This is a genomic window from Streptomyces sp. CC0208 (assembly GCF_003443735.1).
GTDB lineage: Bacteria > Actinomycetota > Actinomycetes > Streptomycetales > Streptomycetaceae > Streptomyces > Streptomyces sviceus.
Genome location: NZ_CP031969.1, coordinates 2,500,034 through 2,511,891, shown reverse-complemented (window position 1 = coordinate 2,511,891; position 11,858 = coordinate 2,500,034). Strand labels below are relative to the sequence as shown.

General features: G+C 70.0%; 9 protein-coding genes. 7 read left to right on the top strand and 2 right to left on the bottom strand.

The window, feature by feature from the left end; all coding sequences use genetic code 11:
* Positions 1–11: 11 nt before the first annotated feature.
* Positions 12–1,025, bottom strand: coding sequence for a LacI family DNA-binding transcriptional regulator (locus tag D1369_RS11220; protein WP_007385037.1), 1,014 nt, complete (start codon positions 1,023–1,025; stop codon positions 12–14).
* Between the two features lie 655 nt (positions 1,026–1,680).
* Between D1369_RS11220 and D1369_RS11215 the strand changes: the two genes are divergently transcribed.
* From D1369_RS11215 to D1369_RS11185, 7 genes are all read left to right on the top strand, one after another.
* Positions 1,681–3,612 carry an acyl-CoA dehydrogenase family protein gene (locus D1369_RS11215; protein WP_037901573.1) on the top strand — a complete coding sequence of 644 codons (1,932 nt, stop codon included), beginning with the start codon at positions 1,681–1,683 and terminating at the stop codon, positions 3,610–3,612.
* Between the two features lie 74 nt (positions 3,613–3,686).
* Positions 3,687–4,943, top strand: coding sequence for a 1-deoxy-D-xylulose-5-phosphate reductoisomerase (gene dxr, locus D1369_RS11210; RefSeq protein ID WP_007385039.1), 1,257 nt, complete (start codon positions 3,687–3,689; stop codon positions 4,941–4,943).
* Positions 4,944–4,951: 8 nt separating this feature from the next.
* Entirely contained in the window at positions 4,952–6,244 is a 1,293-nt protein-coding gene (locus tag D1369_RS11205; protein ID WP_007385040.1) for a site-2 protease family protein, read from the top strand.
* A gap of 170 nt (positions 6,245–6,414) precedes the next feature.
* Positions 6,415–7,572, top strand: coding sequence for a flavodoxin-dependent (E)-4-hydroxy-3-methylbut-2-enyl-diphosphate synthase (gene ispG, locus D1369_RS11200; protein WP_007385041.1), 1,158 nt, complete (start codon positions 6,415–6,417; stop codon positions 7,570–7,572).
* A gap of 163 nt (positions 7,573–7,735) precedes the next feature.
* Positions 7,736–8,584 (top strand): GNAT family N-acetyltransferase, encoded by an 849-nt coding sequence (locus D1369_RS11195; protein ID WP_007385042.1) that lies wholly within the window; start codon positions 7,736–7,738, stop codon positions 8,582–8,584.
* Between the two features lie 25 nt (positions 8,585–8,609).
* Positions 8,610–9,140, top strand: coding sequence for a GNAT family N-acetyltransferase (locus tag D1369_RS11190; protein WP_007385043.1), 531 nt, complete (start codon positions 8,610–8,612; stop codon positions 9,138–9,140).
* 74 nt (positions 9,141–9,214) lie between these two features.
* Positions 9,215–10,918, top strand: coding sequence for a proline--tRNA ligase (locus D1369_RS11185; protein ID WP_007385044.1), 1,704 nt, complete (start codon positions 9,215–9,217; stop codon positions 10,916–10,918).
* Between the two features lie 42 nt (positions 10,919–10,960).
* On the opposite strand, the gene D1369_RS11180 is transcribed toward D1369_RS11185, so the two are convergent.
* Positions 10,961–11,851, bottom strand: coding sequence for an aminoglycoside phosphotransferase family protein (locus D1369_RS11180; protein ID WP_007385045.1), 891 nt, complete (start codon positions 11,849–11,851; stop codon positions 10,961–10,963).
* Between the last annotated feature and the right edge of the window lie 7 nt (positions 11,852–11,858).

Genomic DNA, 11,858 nt, shown 5'->3' with positions numbered 1-11,858 from the left:
TGGGTGAGGTGTCAGGACACCGAAGGCGCCGGGCCCGTGCTCGACCGGATCGTCAACTCGGGCTCGATCAGGACCACTTCGTCCTCCCCGCGGCCCTCCAGCTTGGCGACAAGACGCTCCAGGGCGTGCCGGCCCATCTCCTGGGCGGGGATGGCGACCGACGTCAGCCGCACCGAGGCCTGCACGGCGACCTGTTCGGGGCAGATCGCCACCACCGAGACGTCCTCGGGGATGGCCCTGCCCTGCTGGCGCAGCAACGCGAGGAGCGGTTCGACGGCCTGTTCGTTCTGCACGACGAAGCCCGTGGTGGAGGGGCGCTCGTCGAGGATGCGGGCGAGGGTCACGGCCATCGCGTCGTACCCGCCCTCGCACGGCCGGTGCAGCAGCCGTACGCCCAACTCCTGGGCGCGCGAGCGGAGTCCGTCCAGTGTGCGCTCGGCGAAACCGGTGTGCCGTTCGTAGACCGCGGGGGCCTCGCCGATGACAGCGATGTCGCGGTGACCGAGCTTCGCGAGGTGCTCGACGCACAGCGCGCCGGTGGCCCGGAAGTCGAGGTCGACACAGGTGAGTCCGGAGGTGTCGGCGGGCAGGCCGATGAGCACGGACGGCTGGTCGGTGCCGCGCAGCAACGGCAGCCGCTCGTCGTCGAGTTCGACATCCATCAGGATCATCGCGTCGGCGAGCCCGCTGCCGGTGACGCGGCGTACGGCGTCGGGGCCCTCCTCGCCGGTGAGCAGCAGGACGTCGTACCCGTGCGTCCGCGCGGTGGTGGCGACCGCGATGGCGATCTCCATCATCACCGGCACGTACATGTCGGTGCGGAGCGGGATCATCAGCGCGATGATGTTCGACCTGCTGCTGGCGAGGGCGCGGGCGCCGGCGTTCGGGTGGTAGCCGAGTTCGCGGATGCTTTCCTCGACCCGCTGCCGGGTGCTCGTCGAGATGGACCGCTTGCCACTGAGGACATAGCTCACCGTGCTCGCCGAGACTCCGGCGTGCTGGGCGACCTCGGCGAGGGTGACCATCCAGCTCTCCAAGCTTTGTGAAGCGCTTCGACAGTGCGCAGTGTGAACAGGTGCGGGTGAGGGTGGTTCGACAGTAGCTCTCCCGGGAGTGGGTGTCCATAGGTTGTCGAAGCGCTTCGACAAAGACTCGTGGGCGTATGCCGCACGGGGGAGGGCCCGACATCGCCGAACCCGGCCCGGCCTGGCCGTTCCCGGCCTCGACGGGACGCGGCTTCCTGCCTACCACGACGGACCGCGAGCCGCTATGGAGTGGACATGCCCGACGTCTGGGGCGGCGGATGGACGTCGGGATGGGGCGCGTGCCTGTCAGGGCGGCAGCGGAGGGTGCCGTTGGGATGGGTGAGGTGGGCGCCTGTCGGACGGCGGGGTGGGTGACTGTCTCGACGGTGGGTGCGGGTGGCCGTAGGGGCAGCAGAGGCGAGTGGCCGTAGGGGCAGCAGAGGTGGGTCCCGGTAAGGGCTGGAGGGCTGCTGAGGCCGATGACCGTCAAGGCCCCGTTCCGGGCGGCCGGACACCGGGGCGTATTCCGTCGACATGGGCCGAACGGCCGCGCGAGGGGTGGTGGCCTCGCCCCGGATCAGGTACATACGATCGGGTAGCACCCGTCGGTAACCATACGACCCTCAAGATCCCCATTCACGACGAGGTGAGCCTGATGTCCGTACCGTCCACCAAGCCCGTCGTCACCGAGCGCGAGGCCCGCGAGGTGGCGGAGGCCGCCCGGGAGCAGGACTGGCGCAAGCCCAGCTTCGCCAAGGAACTGTTCCTCGGCCGGTTCCGGCTCGACCTCATCCACCCCCACCCCATGCCCCCCGAGGAGGACGCCCGGCGCGGCGAGGAATTCCTCGCCGAACTCCGCGACTTCTGCGAGACCAAGGTGGACGGCGCCCTCATCGAACGCGAGGCCCGCATCCCCGACGAGGTCGTGGCGGGCCTCAAGGAGCTCGGCGCCTTCGGCATGAAGATCGACACCAAGTACGGCGGCCTCGGCCTCACCCAGGTGTACTACAACAAGGCGCTCGCCCTCGCCGGTTCCGCGAGCCCCGCGATCGGCGTACTGCTCTCCGCCCACCAGTCGATCGGCGTACCCCAGCCGCTGAAGCTCTTCGGCACCCAGGAACAGAAGGAGAAGTTCCTGCCCCGGTGCGCCCGCACCGACATCAGCGCCTTCCTCCTCACCGAACCGGACGTCGGCTCCGACCCGGCCCGCCTCGCCACCACCGCCGTACCCGACGGGGACGACTACGTCCTCGACGGAGTGAAACTGTGGACCACCAACGGCGTGGTCGCCGACCTGCTCGTCGTGATGGCCCGCGTCCCGAAGTCCGAGGGCCACAAGGGCGGCATCACCGCCTTCGTCGTCGAGACCGACTCACCCGGCATCACCGTCGAGAACCGCAACGCCTTCATGGGCCTGCGCGGCATCGAGAACGGCGTCACCCGCTTCCACCAGGTCCGGGTCCCGGCGGCGAACCTCATCGGCAAGGAGGGCCAGGGCCTGAAGATCGCCCTCACCACCCTCAACACCGGCCGTCTCTCGCTGCCCGCCTCCTGCGTGGCCGCCGGCAAGTGGTGCCTGAAGATCGCCCGCGAGTGGTCCACGGCCCGCGAACAGTGGGGCAAGCCCATCGCCCACCACGAAGCCGTCGGCTCCAAGATCTCCTTCATCGCGGCCACGACCTTCGCCCTGGAGGCCGTCCTCGACCTGTCCTCCCAGATGGCCGACGAGAACCGCAACGACATCCGCATCGAAGGCGCCCTCGCCAAGCTCTACGCCTCCGAGATGGGTTGGCTCATCGCCGACGAACTCGTCCAGATCCGCGGCGGCCGCGGCTTCGAGACCGCCGACTCCCTCAGGGCCCGCGGCGAGAAGGCGGTCCCCGCCGAACAGGTCCTGCGCGACCTGCGCATCAACCGCATCTTCGAGGGCTCCACGGAGATCATGCACCTGCTGATCGCCCGCGAGGCCGTCGACGCCCACCTCTCCGTCGCAGGCGACCTCATCGACCCGGACAAGTCCCTCGGGGACAAGGCGAAAGCGGGTGCGAACGCAGGCGTCTTCTACGCCAAATGGCTCCCGAAACTGGTCGCCGGCGCCGGCCAACTGCCGAACTCCTACGGTGAGTTCAAACGCGAGGTCGACCTCTCGACGCACCTGCGCTACGTCGAACGGACGGCCCGCAAACTCGCCCGCTCCACCTTCTACGCCATGTCCCGCTGGCAGGGCCGCATGGAGACCAAGCAGGGCTTCCTCGGCCGCATCGTCGACATCGGTGCCGAACTCTTCGCGATGAGCGCGGCCTGCGTACGCGCCGAACTCCTCTACACCACCGAACCCCACGGCCGCGAGGCCTACCAGCTCGCCGACGCCTTCTGCCACCAGTCCCGCCTGCGCGTCGAGGAACTCTTCGGCCGCCTGTGGAACAACACCGACGACCAGGACCGCAAGGTCGTCAAGGGCGTGCTCTCCGGCACCTACGCCTGGCTGGAGGACGGCATCGTCGACCCCTCGGGCGAAGGCGTCTGGATCGCGGACGCGACCCCCGGCCCCTCCGAGAAGGAGAACGTCCACCGGCCCGTCCACTGACCCTCACGACAGCGCGCCCCCCGAGAGGGGGACGCGCTGTCCCCCCACACCGTCCTTACGGCAACAATGGAGGGATGAGCGACAGTCCAGCCCCCCTCGCCGACCCGCACCTCGTCTACGACCCCGTGGCGGGCGACGGCCCCAAGGACGTGGTGATCCTCGGCTCCACCGGCTCGATCGGCACCCAGGCCATCGACCTCGTGCTGCGCAACCCCGACCGCTTCCGGGTGACCGGGCTCTCCGCCAACGGCGGCCGCGTGGCCCTCCTCGCCGAGCAGGCGTACCGGCTCAGGGCACGGACCGTCGCCGTCGCCCGCGAGGACGTCGTACCCCAGCTCCGCGAAGCGCTCAGCGCTCACTACGGCACCGGCGAGCCGCTCCCCGAGATCCTCGCAGGACCCGACGCGGCCACCCAGCTCGCCGCCTCCGACGCGCACACCGTGCTCAACGGCATCACCGGCTCCATCGGACTCGCCCCGACCCTCGCCGCCCTCGAGGCGGGCCGCACCCTCGCGCTCGCCAACAAGGAGTCGCTGATCGTGGGCGGCCCGCTGGTCAAGGCCCTCGCCAAGCCCGGGCAGATCATCCCCGTCGACTCCGAGCACGCGGCCCTCTTCCAGGCCCTGGCCTCCGGGACACGGGCCGACGTCCGCAAGCTCGTCGTCACCGCGTCCGGCGGCCCCTTCCGCGGCCGCACCAAGTCCGACCTCGCCCGGGTGACCGTCGAGGACGCCCTCGCCCACCCCACCTGGGCCATGGGCCCGGTCATCACGATCAACTCCGCGACCCTCGTCAACAAGGGTCTCGAGGTCATCGAGGCACACCTCCTCTACGACATTCCCTTCGACCGCATTGAGGTGGTCGTGCATCCCCAGTCGTATGTCCACTCGATGGTTGAGTTCACGGACGGATCCACGATCGCCCAGGCGACGCCCCCCGACATGCGGGGGCCGATCGCCATCGGTCTCGGCTGGCCCGAACGCGTCCCCGACGCGGCGCCCGCCTTCGACTGGAGCAAGGCGTCGACCTGGGAGTTCTTCCCGCTCGACAACGACGCGTTTCCTTCGGTCAACCTTGCGAGACACGTGGGACAGCTCGCGGGCACGGCCCCGGCGGTGTTCAATGCCGCCAACGAGGAGTGCGTCGAGGCCTTCCGGGCCGGCGCACTGCCGTTCAACGGGATCATGGAGACCGTGACCCGGGTGGTGGACGAGCACGGCACCCCGCGCGGGGGAACCTCGCTCACCGTCGCGGACGTCCTCGAAGCGGAGACCTGGGCGCGGACCCGGGCCCGGGAACTGACGGCACAGACGGCGGAGGCCCGTGCATGACGACCCTGATGTTCATCCTCGGCATAGGGCTCTTCGCCTTCGGCCTGCTGGTGTCGATCGCGTGGCACGAGCTGGGGCACCTGTCCTTCGCCAAGCTCTTCGGCATCCGCGTGCCGCAGTACATGGTCGGCTTCGGCCCGACCGTGTTCTCGCGCAAGAAGGGCGAGACGGAGTACGGCATCAAGGCCGTCCCCTTCGGCGGCTACATCCGCATGATCGGCATGTTCCCGCCCGGCGACGACGGCCGTATCAGCGCCCGCTCGACGTCCCCCTGGCGCGGCATGATCGAGGACGCCCGCTCGGCCGCCTTCGAGGAGCTCCAGCCCGGCGACGAGAAACGCCTCTTCTACACCCGTAAGCCCTGGAAACGCGTCATCGTGATGTTCGCGGGCCCCTTCGCGAACCTCATCCTCGCGGTCGCCCTGTTCCTCACCGTCCTCATGGGCTTCGGCATCTCCCAGCAGACCAACACGGTCAGCTCGGTCTCCAAGTGCGTGATCGCCCAGAGCCAGAACCGCGAGAACTGCAAGGCGTCCGACCCGGCCTCCCCGGCCGCGGCCGCAGGTCTCAAGGCGGGCGACAAGATCATCTCGTTCAACGGCGTGCAGACCGACGACTGGAACAAGCTCTCCGACCTCATCCGCGCCAACCCCGACAAGACGGTCCCGATCGTCGTCGAGCGCGACGGCAAGGACGTCACGCTCACCGCGAAGATCGCCAGCAACCAGGTCGCCAAGAAGGACTCCAGCGGCCAGTACGTCCAGGGCGAATACGTCACCGCCGGCTTCCTCGGCTTCAGCGCCGCCACCGGCGTCGTCAAGCAGGACTTCGGCGACTCCGTGGTGTGGATGGGCGACCGCGTCGGCGAAGCCGTGGACTCCCTGGCCGCCCTGCCCGGCAAGATCCCGGCCCTGTGGAACGCGGCCTTCGGCGACGCCCCGCGCGAACCGGACTCCCCGATGGGCGTGGTCGGTGCCGCCCGCGTCGGCGGCGAGATCTTCACCCTCGACATCCCGCCCACCCAGCAACTCGCCATGGCCCTGATGCTGGTCGCGGGCTTCAACCTCTCCCTGTTCCTCTTCAACATGCTCCCGCTGCTCCCCCTGGACGGCGGCCACATCGCCGGCGCCCTGTGGGAGTCCCTGCGCCGCAACCTGGCCAAGCTCCTCAAGCGCCCGGACCCGGGCCCGTTCGACGTGGCGAAGCTGATGCCGGTGGCTTATGTGGTGGCGGGGATCTTCATTTGCTTCACGATCCTCGTTTTGATCGCGGACGTCGTTAACCCGGTACGCATCTCCTAGCCATCCGGCGTTCGAGGCGGCCCGGTGTGTTCCATGCCGGGTCGCCTTCCATTGAGTGGGTTTGGCGGGCGGGATGTGCTCGCGTCGCGGTCGGTGCCGTAATCTCGAAGCCTGGAGCCCGCCGCTGACGGGACCTGGACCTTGATCCACGACTTGGGGTTGCACAGCAGATGACTGCGATTTCTCTCGGCATGCCGTCCGTTCCGACCAAGCTCGCCGAGCGCCGGAAGAGCCGGCAGATCCAGGTCGGCACGGTCGCGGTGGGCGGTGACGCCCCGGTCTCGGTCCAGTCGATGACGACGACCCGTACGTCCGACATCGGCGCGACGCTCCAGCAGATCGCCGAGCTCACTGCCTCCGGCTGCCAGATCGTCCGCGTGGCCTGCCCCACCCAGGACGACGCCGACGCCCTCGCCACCATCGCCCGCAAGTCGCAGCTCCCGGTGATCGCGGACATCCACTTCCAGCCCAAGTACGTCTTCGCCGCCATCGAGGCGGGCTGCGCGGCGGTCCGGGTGAACCCCGGCAACATCAAGCAGTTCGACGACAAGGTCAAGGAGATCGCGAAGGCCGCGCGCGACCACGGCACCCCGATCCGCATCGGCGTGAACGCGGGCTCCCTGGACCGCCGTCTGCTCCAGAAGTACGGCAAGGCGACGCCCGAGGCGCTCGTCGAGTCGGCCCTGTGGGAGGCGTCCCTCTTCGAGGAGCACGACTTCCGGGACATCAAGATCTCGGTCAAGCACAACGACCCGGTCGTCATGATCGAGGCGTACAAGCAGCTGGCCGCGCAGTGCGACTACCCGCTCCACCTGGGCGTCACGGAGGCCGGCCCCGCCTTCCAGGGCACGATCAAGTCGGCGGTCGCCTTCGGCGCGCTGCTCTCCCAGGGCATCGGCGACACGATCCGCGTCTCCCTCTCGGCACCCCCCGTCGAGGAGGTCAAGGTCGGCAACCAGATCCTGGAGTCCCTGAACCTCAAGCAGCGCGGCCTGGAGATCGTCTCCTGCCCGTCCTGCGGCCGCGCCCAGGTGGACGTCTACAAGCTGGCCGAGGAGGTCACGGCGGGTCTGACCGGCATGGACGTCCCGCTGCGCGTCGCCGTCATGGGCTGCGTGGTGAACGGTCCGGGCGAGGCCCGCGAGGCCGACCTCGGCGTCGCCTCGGGCAACGGCAAGGGGCAGATCTTCGTCAAGGGCGAGGTCATCAAGACCGTCCCCGAGTCCAAGATCGTGGAGACCCTTATCGAGGAGGCCATGAAGCTGGCCGAGCAGATGGAGGCGCAGGGCATCGCCTCGGGCGAGCCGTCGGTGTCGGTCGCGGGCTGACACCGGCCGACCGATTCGGCCCGCCCGGGGGCGCAGCCCCCGGGGACGTCCACCGAAACACGCGGTACCTCACGGGCAACCGGCGCCCGAACACGGGTCGGCACAGCTCGGCTTCCGCAGGTACAGTGCGGAGATCAGCAGACCCCAGTGTGAGGCCCCGCCCGTGTTGACCCAGACGACCTCCCGGGTCCTCGAACCGAGCGACCTGGACGCCGCGCTCGCCATCCTCGACTGCGATCCGGTCGCGAACGCCTTCGTGACGTCGAGGGTGCGGGTCGCCGGCCTCGACCCGTGGCGGCTCGGCGGCGAGATGTGGGGCTGGTACGAGGACGGCATGCTCACGTCCCTCTGCTACGCCGGAGCCAACCTGGTCCCGATCTGCGCGACCCCGCGGGCCGTCCGTGCCTTCGCCGACCGCGCGAGGAGGGCCGGCCGCCGCTGCTCCTCCATCGTCGGCCCGGCCGAACCCACCGCCCTGCTCTGGCGCCTGCTGGAACCCAGCTGGGGCCCGGCCCGGGACGTCCGCGCCCACCAGCCGCTCATGGTCACCGACCGCATGCCGGCCGACGTCGCCCCGGATCCGTACGTCCGCCGCATCCGCAAGGACGAGATAGAGACGATCATGCCGGCCTGCGTGGCGATGTTCACGGAAGAAGTCGGTGTCTCCCCGCTGGCCGGCGACGGCGGTCTCCTCTACCAGGCCCGTGTCGCCGAACTGGTCGGTTCCGGCCGCTCCTTCGCCCGGCTCGACGAGCACGGCAAGGTCGTCTTCAAGGCGGAGATCGGCGCCGCGACGGACCGGGCCTGTCAGATCCAGGGGGTCTGGGTGGCCCCGGAGTACCGGGGCAGGGGAGTGGCCGCCCCCGGGATGGCCGCGGTCCTGCGGTACGCCCTCGAGGACGTGGCCCCGGTGGTCAGCCTCTACGTCAACGACTTCAACACGGCGGCCAGAAGGACGTACACGAGGGTGGGCTTCCAAGAGGTGGGCGCGTTCATGAGCGTCCTCTTCTGAACCCGCCTGGCTGTACGCTCCCCGCATGGACCTCGTCATCGGCCCCCTAGACCTGTCGGCCCACGTAGACGAGGCGCTAGCCGTCCAAGCCGTCGCCTTCGGGCTCGGCGCCGACGAGGTGGCGGTCCGCCGCCAGATCGTCCTGCGCCACATGACCTACCCCGGTGCGAGAGCTCTCGGCGCGACCGTCGGCGGCGCCCTCGTGGGCTTCGTGTACGGCATGCCCAACGACCGCACCCACTGGTGGTCCACCGTCGTGGAGCCCTACCTCCGCGCCCGGCACAACGACCTCTGGCTCGACGACTCCTTCGTGATCACCGAGCTCCACGTCCACCCGCACCACCAGAATCGCGGCATCGGCCGCACCCTGATCACCACCATCACCGACAGTGCTGCCGAGCCCCGTTCGATCCTCTCCGCGATCGACACCGACAGTCCGGCCCGCGGCCTGTACCACTCCCTCGGCTACCAGGACCTCGCCCGCCAGGTCCTCTTCCCGAGCGCCCCGAAGCCGTACGCGGTGATGGGTGCCCCGCTGCCGCTGCGCCGCCGTTGACGGATTTCCACCGGCAGACGCCACCCGGCTAACCTCCTTGCCATCACCCTTTTTCCGGCAGGAGTACGAGAACCATGGCGAACGCACCGGTCCAGCGCATGTCCCAGTTGATGGCGAAGACGCTGCGCGACGACCCGGCGGACGCCGAGGTCCTCAGCCACAAGCTGCTGGTGCGCGCCGGGTACGTGCGCCGTACCGCCGCGGGCATCTGGAGCTGGCTGCCGCTCGGCAAGAAGGTGCTGGCCAACGTCGAGCGGATCGTCCGTGAGGAGATGGACGCGATCGGCGCCCAGGAGGTGCTGCTCCCCGCCATCCTGCCGCGGGAGCCGTACGAGGCCACCGGCCGCTGGGACGAGTACGGCCCCGAGCTGTTCCGGCTCCAGGACCGCAAGGGCGGCGACTACCTCCTCGGCCCGACCCACGAGGAGATCTTCACCCTGCTGGTGAAGGACCAGGCGTCCTCCTACAAGGACCTGCCGGTCATCCTCTACCAGATCCAGCACAAGTACCGTGACGAGGCCCGTCCGCGGGCCGGCATCCTGCGCGGTCGTGAGTTCCTGATGAAGGACTCCTACTCCTTCGACACCGAGGACGAGGGCCTGGCGCGGTCCTACGCGCTGCACCGGCAGGCCTACCAGAAGGTCTTCGAGCGCCTGGGTCTCGACTACCGCATCTGCGCCGCGACGGCCGGCGCGATGGGCGGCTCCAAGTCGGAGGAGTTCCTCGCCCCCGCCGAGGCCGGCGAGGACACCTTCGCCGACTGCCCGAACTGTGACTTCGCGGCCAACACCGAGGCGATCACGTACGAGTTGAAGCCGGTGGACGCGGACGGTGTCGCCGCTCTCGAGGAGATCCCCACCCCCGACACCCCGACCATCGAGACCCTCGCCGCCCACCTCGGCGTCGAGGCGTCCGCCACCTTGAAGAACCTCCTCGTGAAGGTGGACGGCGAGATCGTGGCCGTCGGCGTGCCCGGCGACCGCGAGGTCGACCTGGGCAAGGTCGAGGCGCACTTCGCGCCCGCCGCCGTGGAGCTGGTGACGGCGGAGGACTTCGTGGGCCGCCCCGACCTCGTCCGCGGCTACGTCGGTCCGCAGGGCCGTCAGGAGAAGCTGAAGTACATCGCCGACCCGCGCGTGGCCCCCGGCACCGCCTGGATCACCGGCGCCAACAAGGACGCCACCCACGCGAAGAACGTCGTCGCGGGCCGTGACTTCGAGGTCGACGAGTACGTCGACGTCGTGGTCGTCCAGGAGGGCGACCCGTGCCCGAAGTGCGGCACCGGCCTCAAGCTGGACCGCGCCATCGAGATCGGCCACATCTTCCAGCTGGGCCGCAAGTACGCCGACGCCCTCAAGCTCGACGTCCTCGGCCAGAACGGCAAGCCGGTCCGCGTGACCATGGGCTCCTACGGCATCGGCGTCTCCCGCGCGGTCGCCGCCCTCGCCGAGCAGACCGCCGACGACAAGGGCCTGTGCTGGCCCGCCGAGGTCGCCCCGGCCGACGTGCACGTCGTGGCCGCAGGCAAGGCCCTGCAGATCGAACTGGCCCTCGACGTCTCCGAGAAGCTGCGCGAGGCGGGCCTCAGGGTCCTCGTCGACGACCGCGCCGGCGTCTCCCCGGGGGTGAAGTTCACGGACTCCGAGCTCATCGGCGTACCGAAGATCCTGGTCGCGGGCCGCCGCTCCGCCGAGGGCGTCCTGGAGCTCAAGGACCGCCGCACCGGTGAGCGCGAGGAGCTGACGGTGGACGAGGCGATCGCCCGTCTGACCGCCTAGGGAAAGCCGTCATGTGGTGAGGCGGCGTACACGAGCGCCGCCTCACAGCCACCCGGCGAACTCCAGCAGCAGTTCGGCGTCCCGGGGCCGTCCCACCCGTAGTGCCCGGACTCCGGACTCCACGGCCCGGAACAGTGTCCATCCCCGCAGCCGCTCCTGGTCCACCTCCAACGACTCCGCGAGCCGCTTCACCCGCCGCCGCGTGGTCGCCGCCCCGGACGGCGTGGCGATCAGGTCCTCCACCCGGTCCCGCACCAGCCGGGCAAGGTCGAACGCACACTCCCCGACGACCGGGTCGGGCCCGACGGCGAGCCAGGGAGCGCGCGTCCCGGAAAGCACCTTGCTCTGCCGGAACGTGCCGTGCAGCAGCCGCTCCTCCGGGGGCGCGGCCAGCAACGACTCCCGTCCGTCGAGAGCCGCGCGGACCAGTGCGGCCACCTCGGCGGGAGCGCTCCGCATCGCGTCGGCCTGCCGTCCGGTCCGCTCGGCCACCGTCTCGAAGACATGGTCGTCGGGAGGCTCCACCCACAGCCGCCGCAAGGTCCCGGCTGCCTCCAGCAGCGCTTTCGCCTCGGGCAGCGAGCGCACGGAGACATCGGGATGCAGCCGTTCGAGCAGCAGCACACCTTCGGTGACGAACGGCTCCAGCAGCTGTACGGCCCCCCGCCCGTCCCAGTGCGCGAGAGCCGCCCGCTCGCTCTCCGGCCGGGACCGGGGCGGCACCAGCTTGAGCACGGCCGGCGTCCCGTCGGGCCGTCGCACAAGCACGACGAGGCTGCTGCGCCCGCCGGGCACCTGGACCCGCTCCACGGTCAACTCGCGCAGCGCGACGGCCTGTCCGGCGGTGTCGGGCAGCTTGTCCACCCAGTCGTCGGCGTCCGGCACGCTCTCGCCGAGCGCCCGCACCAGCCGCTGTGGTGGTTCGAAAGCCATGCGCGAG